Raw genomic sequence first — 16,091 nt, forward strand, 5'->3', positions numbered from 1 at the left:
ACCCCCTTTCCTAAAATGTGGTTATCCTTACTATATTTGAATTATAGCATACTAAAAGGGTGTGTTCACCTCAAAATCCTGTATCGATATTCATCACTAGAAGGTCGATAACCTTCGTATCGTTTCAACTGGCCATCTTTCAGAATCTCTGTGATCTCGTATTTTCCGGCCTTTTCGAGTTTTACGGGGTGGTTCACCCTGTAGACGAACCTTGTGTTTTCATTGAAAGACCACACTTTCAAGATGCGGTGAAGTGGTAAAAGAAGAGCAAGGTGCAGTCCTTCCGGAATCTTCTCTTTCACACGACAGACGGAAACACCATCTGTTATCACATTCTCTGAGATCTTCTTTACCAGAACCGGAAGGACTCTACCGTAGGTGAAAACATCCGCTATGCTACCAAAGAGTCCCGTTGGAACATCCTTTTGAGGTGTCAGGGGAAATCCCAGACTCTTTTCTTCGAGTTCGCACAGATCAGCCGGTTTCACCTCTGATTTTTGTTCTATCTTTTCACCGAACAGTTCCCGGATCTTCAGGATATCACTATCCACTTTCCTGTTGAGTTCTTCAAAAGCCTGAGCTCTGCTTTCGTACAGTTCATCGAAGGCACCAGCCGATATCATGTTTTCCAGTACGTTCCTTGGGATTCCTTTCACCTCCTGAAGTTTTCGAACACTGTCTATGGGCCGGCTTTTCTCTATCTCTTCAACCATCGATTCTCCCACGCCTTTCACAGCCGTGAGGGGCAGGTAAACTCTGTTTTCACGAAATACAGGATATTTCCCGGAAACGTTCACATTTGGAGGGAGCACTTCGTATCCTTCGCTCCGTAGCTCCTGAACCGCGAGGAACATCTTCTCTGAATTTCCAATGTTGTACTCGAAGTACCTCTTGAAGAACTCTTCGAAGAAATGAGCCTTCAGATAGGCCGTCTGAAACGACAGACGCGCGTAGGCAATACTGTGAGATTTGTTAAAGGCATATGATGAAAAGTTCAGCAGAATCTTCAGAATGAGTTCCACGTCCTCCACACCTTTTTCAACAAGCCCTTTTCTCAATTTTTCCAGGAGAGGTTCCATCTTTTCTTTTTCCTTCTTTGCGATCGCTCTTCTCAGAACGTCCGCTTCGGCACCGGAAAGACCTGCAATCATGGCAAGGTGCATGATTTGCTCCTGGTAGATCACAACACCTCTTGTTTCCGGGAAGAGTTTTTTCAGAGACTCAGGCACGTTCTTTGAAGATGCGTACATGCTGTCGATACCAGATTTCAAAGGCCCCGGCCTGTTGAGTGCAAGGAGTACGGAGAGTTCTTCAAGATTGCCAGGGGAAATCTTTCTGCAGAGCCTTCTTGCCTGAAGACCTTCCAACTGGAAAACCCCCAGCGTTTTTCCTTTCGATATGATGTGGTATGTTTTTTCATCTGAGTAATCAAAAGTCTTTCTGTTGAAATCTTTCACAAAAGACAGGGTTTTCAATCCCAGGATGTCTATCTTCACAACTCCTATCCTGTCCAGGTCGTACATGTCATAGTCTGTTACGGGAATCCCTTCTTCCAGTCTGAAGGGGATCAGAAGAGGACGTTCAGAGATCACAACACCTGCTGCATGAACACTTGGATGGTGCGGAAGACCGTAGAGGATTTCATACATTCTCCGAGAAGTTGAACCGATGAGGTTTTTCAGAGATTTCTCAGCCAGATTTCCGAAGGTGGAAACCTGATAGACGTAAAATCTCTTCGAAAGCTCTTTGAGCAGTTCCTTCCTTCTTCTGTCCTCCACGTCCACGTCGATGTCGGGAGACTCCACTCTTTCTTCGTTTATGAACCTCTCGAACAAAAGATCGTACTTCAGTGGATCGATCTCCGTTATCCCACAGAGAAAAACAACCAGAGATCCAACAGCACTCCCTCTTCCAGGTCCCACCTTTATACCGAGTTTTCTTGCTGTTTTCACGATTTCCTCTACCAGGTAAATGTAGGAAGAAAATCCCTTTTTCTCTATCGTTTCGAGTTCCTTTTCCAGACGCTCCAGGTATTCTTTTCCCATTTTCGAAGCTCTTTCTCTGAGATTTCTGTACCAGTCTTCTGGAGGATCGGGGAACTTTTGTTCGACCTTGAGGTCGTAGGGCTTAGCCTTCACGATCTCAAAGACATCTTCACACTTTTCTGGAAAGCCGTGGATATCTTCATCCAAACCGAAGATCTTTCTCATAAAGAGGCTGGCCGCTTTCTCTTCAACTTCGAGGTACCTTACAGGAACCAGTTCTTCTGTCTTGAAACTTGGAAGTTCACTTATATCGATCTTTTCTCCGTTGTAGAACCTCACCAGAAGATCGTACTCTTTTCTGTTTCGTGCAATGAAGACCCTGTCCTTCCACCACAGACCGTGGACGGGTATCAACCCGTGCTCTCTCATGATGGTGTTGAACTTCACAGCGGCATGGAAGTTTCTGTCGGCAAGAAGAACAGATTTCAAGCCTCTTTTTTTTAGCACAGAGATCAGTTTTTCGAATCTGACCACGGAACCGTCGAATGAATAGGGTGATATGATCCAGGGTATCATGTTCTTTCCCTCACGTACGCTGCTATTTTCCTGATGGCCTCCTTGAAATCTTCCGGAATTGGTGAAACAAACTCCATCCACTCACCCGTTCGAGGGTGAAAGAATCCAAGTTTCAGGGCATGAAGCATCTGCCTTTTTATCCCGAACATCTCGTCTTCTTTGTACTTTCCGTATATCTTGTCACCCATTATGGGATGTCCGAGACTTTTCATGTGAACCCTGATTTGGTGTGTTCTTCCCGTCTGAGGGAAGGCAAGAACGAGAGTGGCGACGTCATTTAATCTTTTGAGAACTCTGTAGTGTGTGACCGCTTCTTTTCCACCTTCGCTCACGGTCATCTTCACTCTCAAAACAGGATGTCTTGCGAGTGGAAGTTCCACGGTTCCCTCGTCTTCTTTGATACGTCCCTTTGCAAGAAGGATGTAAGTTTTCTTCACCTTGCGATCTTTGAACTGCCTGGAGAGGTTCTGATGGGCAAGATCGTTTTTGGCAACCACGATAACACCTGATGTTTCCTTGTCGAGCCGATGAACTATTCCCGGTCTCAGCTTTCCCCCAACTCCCTGAAGATCAGAGCAATGATAGAGGATAGCGTTGACGAGAGTTCCGCTGAGTTTGGAAGGAACAGGATGTACGATCATGTCACCAGGTTTATCTATCACGATGATGTCTCTGTCCTCGTACAATATCTTCAAATCTATCTTTTCAGGCTGAACGGTTGGTTCCTTTGGCTCCTCCGGAAGTTCCACCTCCACGATTTCTCCCTCTTTGAGTTTGTAACTTGGCTTTTTAATCTGGCCGTTGACCCTCACCTTTCCTTCCTTTATCGCCTTCTGTATCATCGACCTGGATATCCACGATGGAGTCTTCTCTTTCAGAAACTGATCGAGTCTCCAGCCTTCTTCCCTTTTTTCCACTCTCCAGCTTCTCATCGCTCACACCTCTGAAGGCACCGAGGATCATCAATCCACCGCCCACTATTATGAACACGTCTGCGAGGTTGAAGATCGTTGGGAGAAAGACAAGGTTCAGAAAATCAAGGACGTAACCGAATCTGATTCGATCGAGAAGATTTCCCAAAGCACCTCCCAGAATGAATCCCATGGCAATCCTTTCGAGCCTGTTGAACTTGAATATATATGGGAAAAGAGAGAGTGCTACCACTACGAGAAGAATGATCCACAAAACCTGTTCTGAAAGACTGCTGAACAGCCCCAGAGCGATTCCTCTGTTTGTGGCTTTGACGAATTTCAAAAAACCTGGAACAAGATAAAAAGTCCCGTGAAGAGCGCTCGCTATCTTTTTTGTGAGCTGATCCAGAACCAGTGTCAAAACGATCACGAAGCTCATCTACTTCACCTTTCTGTAGATGAATGGCCTATAGATTTCAAATCCCAGCTCTTTGTAGTTGAAGATTCTTTCGGTGTTTCCAACGAACAGGAATCCACCCACCTTGAGTGACTCGGCGAATTTTCTGTAGAGTTCGTTCTTTGCTTCCGGTTCGAAGTATATGACCACGTTTCGACACACTATGAGATCCAGGTTCTTTTCAAAGGGATCCTTCAAAAGATCGTGTCTTCTGAACTCCACCGTCTTCTTCACAAAGTCTTTGATCCTGTACCTTCCATCTGGAAGCCTTTCGAAGTATTTCTCCACATACTCCTGAGGAGTACTTACAAGCGATCTTTCTTCGTAGATACCCTCCCGGGCTTTTCTCAAAACACCGATATCTATATCCGTTGCCAGTATCCATGCCTTGTGAGAAAGTTTCAGTTCATGAACGAGTATAGCAAGAGAGTAAGGTTCTTCCCCGGAGGAACATCCTGCGCTCCAGAATCTCATTCTCAGGGTGTTCTGGGAAATCAATGGAATCACGTCGTTTCTGAGTTCCCACCACTTTTCTGGATTTCTAAAAAATTCCGTTACGTTTATCGTCATCTTGTCAAGAAATTCGTCCAGATGCTTTTTACTCTGAACGAGCATTTCCAGATATTTTCTGTAGTCCACATTGTACTTTCTCAATAGAAGTTCTGTTCTACGTTTTACCCTCTGTGGTTTGTAAGAAGAGAGGTTCAGCCCGAACCTCTTTTCCACCTCTTTTACAAACCACTCGAATTCTTCCTGAGGAAATTCCTTCCATTCAAAATTCGATGGTAAACTGAATGGACCAATCTTCCTTTCCGATCTTTCCTCCGACATGTACCTTTCCCACCCTCCAGCAAGCTTCCACATGGTTTTCATCGATAAAGACCCAGCCATTTTCACTGATGAAGGCAAATCCAAGTTTCAGTTTTTCGCTGTAGATGACACGAAAGATCATCTTTTCGCGCCTGAAAATCAAGCCGATCCAGTTTGACACACCCACACTTAAATCGCCAGAACCTATCCAGACACCCGGTTTTCCATTTTCAATGAAGGGTTCCACGCTCAGATCGAAAAGATTTGTCTTCATCCCAAGGTAGTAGTCGCCCCCGGTTGATATGGCAAAGTCCAGTGGTGTCTCTGTGTAGGCGAAAATTTCCTCTCCGTTCCACATCGCACCTACAAACCCAAGTTGTGCGTTCCAGGTCTTTTTAAAACGAACGAAACTCGCTTTCAAAAACACTGGGGTGTGGTACTCAAGAGAAAAATCTTCCACACCAAATCTGAAGTACACGGGATTGTCAAAAACAGGAAGGAGAAGCGATGGCTCTCCTTCCTGGAAACTGACAAAAAAGTCGAACCGAAACATTCCCTCGAAGAAATCCGTCTTCAACTCTGGTGACAAAATAAAACCCACTGTGGGCGTTTCGCTGTAGCCCACTCCAATTTCGAAGAATCCAGAAAAGAGAAGAGCAGGTAATAAGAGAAAAAGAATCGTCAGCCTTCCAGCCTGGAAAGTATCTCCTCCATTTCCTTGTCGTCCATTTCGAAGTTCGAGTACACTTCCTGTACATCGTCCATGTCTTCCAGTGCGTTGAGGAGTTCCAACACCTTTTCAGCGTCTTTTCCGGTGACTCTCACCGTGTTCTTCGGTATAAAAGTGACTTTGGCATCCACTTCGTAGCCGGCTTCTTCCAGCTGTCTTTTCACCTCGGAGAGATCCTCCGGAGCCGTGATTATCTGAATGGGGTCTTCGGTGTCTTTTATATCCTCCGCTCCGGCATCGATGGCCAGCATCATGAGTTCTTCCAGGTCTTTCACTCTGTCCTTTGCGATCTCAATGACTCCTTTCCTTTCGAATATCCAGCTGACGGATCCACTCTCTGCAAGACTTCCGCCGTGCTTGCTGAACAGATGTCTCAGCTCTTGTGCGGTTCTGTTTTTGTTATCCGTGAGAGCCCTGATGTAGACGGCCACACCTCCAGGGGCATAACCTTCGTAAACTATTTCCTGGTAATCCACACCTTCGAGTTCTCCTGTACCTCTCTTTATGGCTCTTTCGATGTTCTCTTTGGGCATGTTTTCGGCTCTTGCCCTTTCGATTGCTGCCCTCAACCTCGGGTTCGTCTCAGGGTTTCCTCCTCCTTCCCTCGCTGCAACTATGATCTCTCTGATCAGTTTTGTGAAGATCTTCGATCTCTTCGCATCCTGGGCCATCTTCCTGTGCTTTATGTTGGCCCACTTGTTGTGACCCGACATCATTCCACCTCCTGCTGTCCTTTATATTTTAGCACCATGATCGTCATGTCATCGTGCTGGGGGACACCCTTTGAAAATTCTTCCACATCCTTTGTGAGACTGAAAAGAAGTTCTTCAGTACTGTCTCCAGCGTACTCTCTGAGTGTTTTTTCGAGCCTTTCGTAGCCGTACTCTTCATTGAGGATATTTCTTGCTTCGGTTACTCCATCGGTGTAGACCACTATGAAGGTGTTTGGTTCCAATTGAATAGTGTGTTTCCTGTAGTTCCACTCAGATATGCCGATCGGTATCGCCGTAGCTTCGAGTTTCACCATTTCTCCATTACGAAGAAAGTAAACAGGGTTGTGTCCAGCATTCACTAGGTTCAACGTTCCGTTCTGGAAAATCTCCAGGAAAACCATCGTCACAAAACGATCGTTCGAAAGATCTTCACAGAGTATACTGTTCAAGTGATTCACTAGCTTTTCCAGATCAGAATATAACGTGTTCAAAACTCTCAAGTAACTCCTCACAGCACTCATAAGAAGAGCAGCTGGAACACTCTTTCCGGCAACATCTCCCATGACGGCAAGAACCTTTCCATCACCGGCGAAGACATCGTAGTAGTCACCACCTACTTGAATTGCTGGGTAAGAGCAGGCTGCTATATCGATGAATCTTGTTCGTGGAAGTTCTCGTGGAAGAAGTTCGGACTGTATCCGTCTTGCAATTTCCATCTGTTCTTCCAGTCTTTGACGTTCGATCTCTTTCTGCAGAAACTCCATTCTGTCCAGTGCGTTTGCTATGTATCTCGATGTGAGCTCTGTTATCCTCCTGTCGCTTGCGGTGAACACGATTCCTTCTTCTTTTCCAGAGAAGCACATGTATCCGTAGTATCTGTTGCCGATTATGGGAACAAACAGAAGGTTTGAAAATCTCTGTGACTCACCGGGTTCTATCAGAACTGTTTTCTCCCTGTTTTCTATCTCTTGCTCCACTTCCTCGTAACTCAGGTTTCCTATGTTTATATCTTCGACACGGACGATGTAGTCTTTGAACCTCACCACTTTCTTGAGAAGTGGTATAACTTTTTCCAGTTTTTCACGAAGGTTCATTGGAAACTCAAACCCACCGAATATCTCAGATATCTCAAGGAGCGTTGATATTTCTTCGTAAGAGCGAGAAAGCTCTTCGAGCTGGGCTTCCATGAAAATGGTCTGCTCTTCCAGGCTCTTTTTGTACTCATTTATTTCGTATTCTAGAATCTTCAGAAGTTCATCGATATCCTTTGAACAGTCGTAATCGATTCCGAGTATCTCGGAGATCTTTCTGCAGATTTCCTTTTCATTCATTTAACAGGCGCTTCACCTCCTCGATGAACTGGGAAGGACTGAAGGGCTTTCTCATGACCTTCTTTGCTCCAAGAGAAAGAGCAATCGTTTCGTCGTCTTCGCCGCCCTTTGCCGTGAGAACGATAACCGGGATCTTTTTCCACTCTTCCTTTTCCTGAAGTTTCTTCAAGACAGTGAAGCCATCCATTACCGGCATCATGATGTCGAGCACTATAAGATCTGGTATGAACTCAGAGAGTTTTTCAAGTGCTATCTGACCGTTTTCGGCCTCTATGACTTCGCAGCCTGCTTTTTTCAGGTTGAAGGATACGATCTTTCTTAAAACAGCAGAGTCATCAACCAGGAGAACCTTCTTTGACACACGTTCCCCTCCTCTCAAGGAAAGAGGAAAGATCTTCACCGTCTTTGGTGAGTGTTTCTTCACATATTGCAACGAAAAACGAATCTTTTTCGACAAGAAGCAGAGGATTTAGAAGCTTTTCCCTCCTTTGAGTATACCTGAAAATGTAGTAATCTTTTGCCCTGAAAGTTTCAAAATCGACCACGCTTTCTTTGAAGAGGATCTCCTTTCCCTTCTTTTCAACTTTTTTGTTCTGAAGATCTATAAAATACGGTGTGATGAGTTTGAAACGATAGAACTTGACGAGTTTGTTTATGTTTTCTTCACATATCCACGCACCTGAAAGGGAGAAGTCTTCTGGAAGAGTGTTTTCGAGATCTTTCAGATGTTTTTTTGAAAGATCTTTCAGATGTACTTCCACGTAGAACGCAAGATTCACCACTCCAACTGGCATGGCATCGAGAAGGCTCATCTTCGGTTTTGGATGAAACCCCTCGGTGAACACTAAGGGAAGATCGGCACGCCTGAGAGAGCGTTCCACAAGTTTTATGGATTCGAGGGTGGACAGAAACCTTTTCATTCCTCTCTTTTTGAATCTGAGAACGACCTTCACTTTTTCACTTCCTCTGGGTATCTGTAGAATACCAGGAAGAGAAGACCTATGAATATGGGGAAGTAATAGGTGGACAGTCTCCAAGTCAATACCGATGCGAGGGTCTTGCCAGCTGATCCAAGTATCTTGCTGAAGACGATCTGGTAGACGGCTTCCACACCGCCACTTGCCCCCGGTGTCGGTACGTAGAACACAACCATACTGAGAAAGAAGAGAAGTCCTGTTGCATCGATAAAGCCGATGTTTCCAAAGTTGAATCGAATCGCAAGATAGAAGACAAGACTTTGAACGAGAAGTGAAAGCAATGTGAGAGGAAAGTCAAGTATCATGAAACCACTCTTCCAGAGGATTTTTACGCTCTCTTTCAGATCATGGGTCCATTTCAAAAAACGACTGTCCCAGTCTTCTTTCTTTGTGAATTTTTTTATCACCGAATCCATCCATCTTGATCTTTTCAGCAAACCGAACAAATGGGCGATGAAAGGAGGATGAATGAGTGCGAGTATCACAATTCCAATGAAAGACACGCTCACAAGATAGGCAAAAAAGATCAACTTCGGTGCCATCAGTGTTCCTGACAAAAAAAGATCTCTGTACCTCCAGAGTCCAATCACAGAGAGAATTGAGATGGAGATGAGGTATTCCACAAATCTCGAGAGGATCACATTGACGTTGTGTTCAGACTCAAAGCCGAGCTTTGAAAGATGGTACGTTTGAAAGACCTGTCCACCGAAATAAAAGGGAGTGAGCATACTGAAAAGAAAACTCATGTAGTTGTTGAAAAAGGCATCGTAGAGTGTAAGGTGTTTCCTCCACACAAAAGAAAACAGCCATTTCATCCTCGCAGAGTCTATCAGTATAGAAAAAAGAAATATCCCACACAGAAGAAGAATGTGAAGCAGTGATTGTGGGCGGAAGTATTCAAAGAATTCTCTGGGATCGATTCCTTTGAATATGAAAAAAACCGCAACAAAACCCAACACCAGTGCAAGGATGATGTTTACCCACTCTTTTTTACTCAGATTCCTCACAACCTCCTCATGGAAATCTCTAAAGACGCGAACAGATCATCAACGGTTTCCATCCAGTCTTCAACCTGTGCTATCCCGTACTCGAAGAAGGTTTGTTTTGTCCAGTCGAGCCTGAGAAGTTTCCGTTTCAGCCTTTTGAGGAGTCGCTCAGCTCCCTCTTTTGCGGTTCCTGGAAGGACAATCATCAGTTCGTTCTTTCTCACAAAATCGATCCTGTCAGACGACCTTAAAATCTCCTGAATACTCTCATAGACGCGCTCTGCTGTTTTCTCGTCTTCAAAGAACAAGTATATAGCCGAGAGAGGGAAATCGTATCTTTTGGCTTTTTCAAACTCTTCTTCGAGGTAGCTGAGAATACCCCGTGGAAACTTCAAATACGTCTTTATCATCTCAAAGCTTTTTCTCAGAAGAAAATCTGGAAGATCAGGATCGATCACATCCAGAACGTTCTCCGGAATTTCGTCTGGAAGAGATCTTGCAATCAGAACTGTTTGTTTTTCATTGTTTTTCGTCTTGTCGGTGACGATCAGATCGGCCGCTTCGTTTATCAGAAATCCTGCTTCCTGAACGATTTTTTCAAGTCTTCTTCTGAGTGTTTCGTCTTCCAGTTCGATCCTGACCTTCATATCATTTCACCGTCTCCAGGAAGTATCTGTGAAGTCTTAGATCGTCGGTGAGTTCAGGATGGAACGTGCTTGCCAGAATCTTTCCTTCTTTCACAAGAACAGGGTCACCTTCGTGGTATGCGAGGATTTCCACGCTCTGACCAGTTTCCACGATCTTTGGTGCTCTTATGAAGATCGCCCTGAACGGGTCTTTCCCTATCGCAGGTATTTCGATGAAGGTTTCGAAACTCTCCACCTGTCTTCCGTATGCGTTTCTTTCCACGGTGACGTCCAGAACACCTAGTTTTTCCTGTTTGTAATTGTTGATGCGTCTTGCAAGAAGTATCACTCCAGCACACGTTGCAAAGACGGGAAGACCATCGTTTATCTTCTCCACCAGCTTTTCGTCCATGTTCATCTCTTTCAGAATACGAATCATGGTGGTGGACTCTCCACCTGGAAGTATCAACCCATCGACCATGTCAAGATGCTCTGGAAGCTTTACAATCAGCGTTTCGACACCGAGTTTATGCAGTGCTTCAACATGTTCTCTAACATCTCCCTGAACCCCAAGGACACCGATTTTCATCCCTTACCACCCTCTCTCCTGCATTCTCACTTCGAGTTCTTCCACGTCGAGACCTCTCATAGGCTCTCCTATGTCCTCAGAGATCTTGAGGAGTATCTTCGGGTTGTCCCAGTAGGTCACAGCAAGAACCATCGCCTTTGCCATCTTTCTGGGATCCTTCGATTTAAAAATTCCAGATCCGACAAAAACACCATCTGCTCCAAGCATCATCATGAGAGCAGCATCTGCCGGTGTTGCCACACCTCCCGCTGCAAAGTTCACAACGGGAAGTCTTCCGAGTCTTTTTACTTCCCTCAGAAGTTCTACGGGAGCACCTATTTCTTTTCCGTAGGCGACGAGTTCTTCGTCTTCCATTTTCGTTACTTGTTTTATCTGTTCCATCATCCTTCTCATGTGTTTGACCGCCTCTACGACATTACCAGTTCCCGCTTCTCCTTTCGTTCTGATCATTGCAGCACCTTCTGCTATTCTTCTCAGTGCCTCTCCCAGGTCCCTTGCACCACAGACGAACGGGACTTTGAACTCGTGTTTGTTTATGTGGAACCTGTCATCGGCAGGTGTGAGAACCTCGGATTCATCGATGAAGTCCACTCCGAGTTCCTCAAGGATCTTTGCCTCTGCGATGTGTCCGATTCTCACCTTCGCCATGACAGGGATGGAAACTGCTTCCATGATCTCTCTGATCTTTGCGATGCTGGCCATCCTTGCAACTCCGCCCTCTTTTCTGATGTCTGCTGGCACTCTCTCAAGTGCCATGACAGCGACCGCTCCTGCTTCCTCTGCTATCTTCGCCTGCTCGGCAGTGGTGACATCCATGATGACGCCACCTTTGAACATCTCCGCAAAACCTTTCTTTATTATCCATGTTCCCTTTTTGATTTCCATTCTGCTCACCTCCTCATTTTTCTTCCCAGTACCTCTTTTCCACTTTCTTGAGTCTTGGATTTTCTATCTTGTACCTTCCCACTTTGGCGCAGGGTTTTCCGTTCACTTCCACGATGTCTGCCGTGATGTCCACCTTCTCTCTCAGAAGGCGTGAACCAACACCGTAGGCGTCCGCGGGAACTCCCAGCCTTTCGAAAAGATCTATTTTCTTTTCATCGAAACCACCCGAAACAACAATCTTTAGATCTTTAAGGCCTACTTTATCGAACTCCTGTCTTGCCCTCCAGACAAGTTCCGGACACACTCCAAAGGAAGACTCATCCTTTGGAACCACCGATCTATCTCTCAGATTACCCGACGTGTCGAACCTCACTCCCCAGATCTTGTTCTTTCCAGAACCTATGATCGGTGATGGATCCGTAACTCCCAGTTTGAACGGCTTTTTCATCACGTACTCGTAAAACGCCTTTATCACTCGAAAGGTCGTTCCAATCACGTCATTATCCCAGTCCACTAGAATAATTCTGTTCACATCTTCTTCCATGTGTTTATCAAAAGCGATGGCGGCATCTTCTGTTTTTCCGTTGTAACATGCGATCAGTGCGTGGGGCATCGTTCCCATGGATTTTACTCCCCAGTAATCTGCGTTCGCATCCGTCGAGACGCCAAAAGCCCCCGCTTTGAGAGCGGCGTATCCATCTGTTGCCTGAACCCAGTAGTGATCGAAGCGAGCGCTGAAGAAGAGGATGGGTTTTCCTCTGGCAGCTTTTACCACCTTTTTGACAGCCGTTGCTGTGCTGGTGGCTCTTGCGATCACACCGAGAAGAACCGTCTCAAGATATCCAAAGTAAGTTGGATCTCCCTCTATCGTCATGATCGGCTCTCCCTCTTTTGCTTCTTCTCCATCGTAGAGGGCGTGCACTTCTATTTCATCCCATTTGTCCACCCACAGATCGTTCAGTTTGAGCCTGAGATCCCACTTTTTTCGGGTGAGTTCAACGATCTTTTGAACGTCCATTTCAACCGAAGCTGCCTGCATTTCTCGGTCTATTCTGAGTATCTCTTCGAAGAGCTCCCTTGCTCTGCCTTCATCCTTGTAGTATCCTGTGCAGAACTTCAAGATGGCGAGAGCCTCATCTATACCACAGATAGTAGCATCCTTTCTTGGAAAGAACTGGTAGTACACCCGTGGGTGGTGGTTGTCTCTCTTTAAGACCTTCACGTAGTTCATGAAGTATATATCCGAGTAATAGCCGTTTCTGATTCGATCGATGGGGACCTTGAAAACCTCTGGACTGAGTCTTTTCACCACGATCACCTCAGATGAGTTCTGCTCCCAGGATCTCTTTCATTTCCCTCAGAGCAAAACGGTGAAGTTCTTCATCGTAAGACGCTACACCTTCTGTGATTATTTTAACAGTGATATCTCTGTTTCTCAACTCTTCCACGGTGAAGAGAACACATATGTGTGTTACAACACCACAAACGTAAACTTCGTCTATGTGTTTTTCCTTTATTATCTTCTCCAGATCTGTGTTGTAGAAAGCGCTGTAGCGATTTTTCTTCACAGAGAAATGCTGTGGATAGCCTTCCAGGAGTTTTTCCAGTTTCTCAGTGAGTCTTGCACCGTCTGTTTCTGCAACGCAGTGTTTTGGCCAGATGTTGAACTCTTTATCGTCTGGATCGTGCCAGTCTTGGGTTGTGATGATGGGAAAGCTTTCTTTCTTGAAGTCTTCAACCCACTTCAAAACGGGTTCTATGACTTTTTCGGCACCCTCGAAATAGAGAGCACCGTCTTTGTCTACAAAATCTCTCTGAACGTCTATCACAAGAAGACCTTTCACGTTCACACCCCCTAAAAAGAAAAGCCCCGAGTGGGGCTGGCGGAGGCGGTGGGACTCGAACCCACACGGGCCTTCCGGCCCACCGGTTTTCAAGACCGGCTCCTTAGCCAGTTCGGACACGCCTCCGATTTTAAATTATACAACAAAACAAAACCCCCGGCAAGTGCCGGGGGCTGATTCGTGATGGTGGGGATTAGAAGGCAACTTCTGCTTTCATGTAGAGGTACCAGGTGAAGTAGTCGTGAATTGTATCGTCAAACAGTGTTCCAAAGAAGAATCCTGTTGTGAGAGGACCGTAGACGTAGCTGGTGTCAACGTTGTAGCCGAGTTCGTTGGTGGCAACCAGGTATCTTGCCGCTGCCTTGACAGTGAGATTTTCAACAGCGGTGACTGTCAAATCAGCGTCGATCGTCACATCGGTGGCAGCTGCCACAGCATCGCTCCAGGAAGCTTTCACATTCGCGCTTGCGATGTCAGAAGAGTAAGCGAGTGCGAGAGTAACAGGCAGACTGAAGGAGTTGGCGGCAAGATCGTAGGTTGGAGTGAGCTCTGCGCTGAACGTCACTTCATCGGTGACACCAGCTTCCGCCTTGAGTCCTACTTTTGCAAGTTTGGAACCCCATGGTGCTGTCCAGCCATCGCCATCAATAGAGTCATCATCGTAGTACGTTGGAGTTTCTTCAGAGTAGACAAAGTATGGGGACACAGTCAGAGTAACAGGATCCATTTCGAAGGACTTGCTGTAGGCTGCCTCAACCAGATAGGAAGCTGTTGCCTCGTAAGCGTAGGCAAGGTTCACACTGAGATTTTCAAGAATGTCTTTTCCGGTGAGGTTCAGGTGAGCTGCATAGCCGTAAGCGCTTGTTGCAGGATTTGTGTCAGTGTCATAGAACGCACCGAAGAGTGTTGCATCGAGAAGGTCAAGGTTTGTGACGCCAACTTTCAAAGCAACGGCATCGTCGAAGTAGTTGTTTGTGTCGTTTGTGGCGTTGCCAGTGTCTGTTTCAGAAACGATGTCAGCAAAGTAAGCGGTCAGAGAGATTCCTTCAAGACCAAGGTTCGGTGTGAATTCAAGTGTTCTGTCACCCACGTAGTAGAACACGTAACCGTCCCCGTAGATATCGCTGTTGTAGTAGGTCAAGTCGAACAGATCAGTTTCAACAATGATCTTGCTGAGAGAAGCAGTTGTGCCAAGAATATCAATGGAAAACTCAGCCGTGATAGTAGCAGGTGCTGTCACACTGCCAGAGGTTGGAGAAAGGCTAACACTGAGATCGCTGATTCCACCTTCGAGGTCGATGCCTTCTTCGTCCAGAATTGCTTTGAAGTAGCCAGTACCAGAGACGTTAACCTTTACAACGTCTTCGTAGGCAAACGCTGCTGCGAAAAGGCCCAACACCAGGAAAAGAGCGAGCAACTTCTTCATAACATCTTACCTCCCCTCAGAATGAAATTTTGAGTTATTTACCACTGATTGCAAGCAGGATGAGACCAAGGATTCCAAAGAACGCACCCGTGAGTATACTGAGATTTCTGTTGTATGCCTTCACGCTTTCGATCTTGCTTTCGAGTTCCGCCTTCACCTGATCGATCTTCTCGTTTGTCTCGTTGTACTTCAGATTGAGATCTTCTTCAAGAGAAGATGTTTTGCCGTACAGATTGATGATGTCCTGTTCGTGAAGGTCGACTGTTCTTTGGAGCTCTGCGTCTTTTTCTTTGAGAGCCTCGATTTCACCGCTGAGTTTGCTTTCTACGTCGAGGAGTTTTGTGTAGACCATGTTCAATGTCTTTTCCTGTGACTCTATTTTAGCAGAAAGTTCGGCCTTCGTGTCAAGTATTTTTTTGTTGAGATCTTCGTTGAGTGCGGAGATCTTGTTGTAGATGTTTATGATGTCTTTTTCATGAAGTTCCACCATAGCAGAGATCTCTTCGTCTTTTCTGGAGAGTTTCTCTTCGGTTGCGGCGATCTTTTTGTTGAGTTCTTCGTTCACGGAGGAGATCTTGTTGTAGATGTTTATGATGTCTTTTTCGTGAAGATCAACCATTGCCTTGAGGTCGGCGAGTTTGTTCCCGAGGTCCTTCTCAAGGGCGGCAAGTTTGTCGTTCACTTCGGCTATCCTTGTGTCAACGCTTTCCTTGTACCTCTCATAGTCTCTTGCGAGATTTCCGAGTCTGAGACCCACGTTGTTCACAACTTCCCTGTTCAGAGAGATCTCTTCTTCGAACTTTGCCTCGAGTTCTTCCTTCACGGAGTCGATCTTTGTGAGGATCTCTCTCTCTGTTTCTGTTATGTTGACCTGAGTGGTACCTATCTGTGCTGCGAGTGTGTCAAGGACATCTTCCAGGCTTTTCACTCTTTCTTCGAGAACCATGTACTTGTCTGAGAGGTTTCCAACGACCTGGGTGAGGTTTCCAGAGACTCCTGAGAGCATTTTCTGTTCAATGAAATCGAGGAGTCTGCTCGCGGCCGTGGCGGCTTCGTACCTGGTGATGTACCTGTCCCCTTTGAACTCACCATCGGGATAGCCTATGAAGATACCCCTCTGCCAGAGTTTCCAGACGTACTCGTAGGCCCAGTGATCCTTTGGAACATCAGGGAAGAATGCAAACGCCGCTGAGAAGAAAACTGATATCACGGCGATGGCAAGAAGAACTCTCTTCATGGGACAAA

17 protein-coding genes and 1 tRNA gene are annotated in these 16,091 nt (G+C 45.9%); all 18 read right to left on the reverse strand.

The genetic code is table 11. From position 1 onward, the window contains the following. Nucleotides 1-65 precede the first annotated feature (65 nt). The gene (locus AS006_RS03050; RefSeq protein WP_101512906.1) at nucleotides 66-2,561 is read right to left on the reverse strand and encodes a DNA polymerase III subunit alpha; all 2,496 of its coding nucleotides are present in this window, start codon (nucleotides 2,559-2,561) and stop codon (nucleotides 66-68) included. Then, nucleotides 2,558-3,439 carry an RluA family pseudouridine synthase gene (locus AS006_RS03055; protein ID WP_233185645.1) on the reverse strand — a complete coding sequence of 294 codons (882 nt, stop codon included), beginning with the start codon at nucleotides 3,437-3,439 and terminating at the stop codon, nucleotides 2,558-2,560. The genes AS006_RS03050 and AS006_RS03055 overlap by 4 nt, the downstream gene beginning before the upstream one ends. Beyond that, nucleotides 3,351-3,911, reverse strand: coding sequence for a signal peptidase II (gene lspA, locus AS006_RS09565; RefSeq protein ID WP_101512908.1), 561 nt, complete (start codon nucleotides 3,909-3,911; stop codon nucleotides 3,351-3,353). The genes AS006_RS03055 and lspA overlap by 89 nt, the downstream gene beginning before the upstream one ends. Continuing rightward, nucleotides 3,912-4,760 (reverse strand): protein-glutamate O-methyltransferase CheR, encoded by an 849-nt coding sequence (locus AS006_RS03065; protein ID WP_101512909.1) that lies wholly within the window; start codon nucleotides 4,758-4,760, stop codon nucleotides 3,912-3,914. It abuts the gene before it with no gap. Next, nucleotides 4,702-5,328: a hypothetical protein gene (locus AS006_RS03070; RefSeq protein ID WP_233185614.1), complete on the reverse strand. Its 627-nt coding sequence runs from the start codon at nucleotides 5,326-5,328 to the stop codon at nucleotides 4,702-4,704. The genes AS006_RS03065 and AS006_RS03070 overlap by 59 nt, the downstream gene beginning before the upstream one ends. 92 nt (nucleotides 5,329-5,420) lie before the next feature. Next, the gene (locus AS006_RS03075; RefSeq protein WP_199167328.1) at nucleotides 5,421-6,182 is read right to left on the reverse strand and encodes a YebC/PmpR family DNA-binding transcriptional regulator; all 762 of its coding nucleotides are present in this window, start codon (nucleotides 6,180-6,182) and stop codon (nucleotides 5,421-5,423) included. Then, on the reverse strand, nucleotides 6,182-7,513 hold the full coding sequence (locus tag AS006_RS03080; RefSeq protein WP_101512912.1) for a PP2C family protein-serine/threonine phosphatase: 1,332 nt from the start codon (nucleotides 7,511-7,513) through the stop codon (nucleotides 6,182-6,184). The genes AS006_RS03075 and AS006_RS03080 overlap by 1 nt, the downstream gene beginning before the upstream one ends. Next, nucleotides 7,506-7,874, reverse strand: coding sequence for a response regulator (locus AS006_RS03085; RefSeq protein ID WP_101512913.1), 369 nt, complete (start codon nucleotides 7,872-7,874; stop codon nucleotides 7,506-7,508). The genes AS006_RS03080 and AS006_RS03085 overlap by 8 nt, the downstream gene beginning before the upstream one ends. Next, on the reverse strand, nucleotides 7,849-8,466 hold the full coding sequence (locus AS006_RS03090; RefSeq protein WP_101512914.1) for a TIGR03936 family radical SAM-associated protein: 618 nt from the start codon (nucleotides 8,464-8,466) through the stop codon (nucleotides 7,849-7,851). The genes AS006_RS03085 and AS006_RS03090 overlap by 26 nt, the downstream gene beginning before the upstream one ends. Next, the gene (locus AS006_RS03095; protein ID WP_101512915.1) at nucleotides 8,463-9,497 is read right to left on the reverse strand and encodes a lysylphosphatidylglycerol synthase transmembrane domain-containing protein; all 1,035 of its coding nucleotides are present in this window, start codon (nucleotides 9,495-9,497) and stop codon (nucleotides 8,463-8,465) included. The genes AS006_RS03090 and AS006_RS03095 overlap by 4 nt, the downstream gene beginning before the upstream one ends. Then, nucleotides 9,494-10,123 carry a diguanylate cyclase gene (locus tag AS006_RS03100; RefSeq protein WP_101512916.1) on the reverse strand — a complete coding sequence of 210 codons (630 nt, stop codon included), beginning with the start codon at nucleotides 10,121-10,123 and terminating at the stop codon, nucleotides 9,494-9,496. The genes AS006_RS03095 and AS006_RS03100 overlap by 4 nt, the downstream gene beginning before the upstream one ends. Before the next feature lies 1 nt (nucleotide 10,124). Next, a complete protein-coding gene (gene pdxT / locus AS006_RS03105; RefSeq protein ID WP_101512917.1) occupies nucleotides 10,125-10,691 on the reverse strand; it encodes a pyridoxal 5'-phosphate synthase glutaminase subunit PdxT in 567 nt (188 codons plus the stop codon). A gap of 3 nt (nucleotides 10,692-10,694) precedes the next feature. Continuing rightward, the gene (gene pdxS, locus AS006_RS03110; RefSeq protein WP_038066381.1) at nucleotides 10,695-11,576 is read right to left on the reverse strand and encodes a pyridoxal 5'-phosphate synthase lyase subunit PdxS; all 882 of its coding nucleotides are present in this window, start codon (nucleotides 11,574-11,576) and stop codon (nucleotides 10,695-10,697) included. A 13-nt stretch (nucleotides 11,577-11,589) separates the two neighbouring features. Beyond that, complete coding sequence (locus AS006_RS03115; RefSeq protein ID WP_101512918.1) at nucleotides 11,590-12,885, reverse strand: nicotinate phosphoribosyltransferase; 1,296 nt, start codon at nucleotides 12,883-12,885, stop codon at nucleotides 11,590-11,592. 10 nt (nucleotides 12,886-12,895) lie between these two features. After that, nucleotides 12,896-13,420: a cysteine hydrolase family protein gene (locus AS006_RS03120; protein WP_101512919.1), complete on the reverse strand. Its 525-nt coding sequence runs from the start codon at nucleotides 13,418-13,420 to the stop codon at nucleotides 12,896-12,898. 37 nt (nucleotides 13,421-13,457) lie between these two features. Further along, nucleotides 13,458-13,546: transfer RNA gene (locus AS006_RS03125), tRNA-Ser, on the reverse strand. A gap of 67 nt (nucleotides 13,547-13,613) precedes the next feature. Next, nucleotides 13,614-14,846, reverse strand: a complete 1,233-nt coding sequence (locus AS006_RS03130) for a hypothetical protein (RefSeq protein WP_101512920.1) — start codon at nucleotides 14,844-14,846, stop codon at nucleotides 13,614-13,616. Nucleotides 14,847-14,880: 34 nt separating this feature from the next. Further along, the gene (locus AS006_RS03135) at nucleotides 14,881-16,083 is read right to left on the reverse strand and encodes an S-layer homology domain-containing protein (protein ID WP_101512921.1); all 1,203 of its coding nucleotides are present in this window, start codon (nucleotides 16,081-16,083) and stop codon (nucleotides 14,881-14,883) included. Nucleotides 16,084-16,091: the final 8 nt, after the last annotated feature.

Origin of the sequence: Thermotoga sp. SG1, from assembly GCF_002865985.1 — a bacterium.
GTDB lineage: Bacteria > Thermotogota > Thermotogae > Thermotogales > Thermotogaceae > Thermotoga.

Excerpts from the sequence above, each read along its gene's own strand:
- AS006_RS03050 (WP_101512906.1), bottom strand. The coding sequence starts at position 2,561 with ATGATACCCTGGATCATATCACCCTATTCATTCGACGGTTCCGTGGTC.
- lspA (WP_101512908.1), bottom strand. The coding sequence starts at position 3,911 with ATGAGCTTCGTGATCGTTTTGACACTGGTTCTGGATCAGCTCACAAAA.
- AS006_RS03065 (WP_101512909.1), bottom strand. The coding sequence starts at position 4,760 with ATGTCGGAGGAAAGATCGGAAAGGAAGATTGGTCCATTCAGTTTACCA.
- AS006_RS03075 (WP_199167328.1), bottom strand. The coding sequence starts at position 6,182 with ATGTCGGGTCACAACAAGTGGGCCAACATAAAGCACAGGAAGATGGCC.
- AS006_RS03080 (WP_101512912.1), bottom strand. The coding sequence starts at position 7,513 with ATGAATGAAAAGGAAATCTGCAGAAAGATCTCCGAGATACTCGGAATC.
- AS006_RS03100 (WP_101512916.1), bottom strand. The coding sequence starts at position 10,123 with ATGAAGGTCAGGATCGAACTGGAAGACGAAACACTCAGAAGAAGACTT.
- pdxT (WP_101512917.1), bottom strand. The coding sequence starts at position 10,691 with ATGAAAATCGGTGTCCTTGGGGTTCAGGGAGATGTTAGAGAACATGTT.
- pdxS (WP_038066381.1), bottom strand. The coding sequence starts at position 11,576 with ATGGAAATCAAAAAGGGAACATGGATAATAAAGAAAGGTTTTGCGGAG.
- AS006_RS03130 (WP_101512920.1), bottom strand. The coding sequence starts at position 14,846 with ATGAAGAAGTTGCTCGCTCTTTTCCTGGTGTTGGGCCTTTTCGCAGCA.
- AS006_RS03135 (WP_101512921.1), bottom strand. The coding sequence starts at position 16,083 with ATGAAGAGAGTTCTTCTTGCCATCGCCGTGATATCAGTTTTCTTCTCA.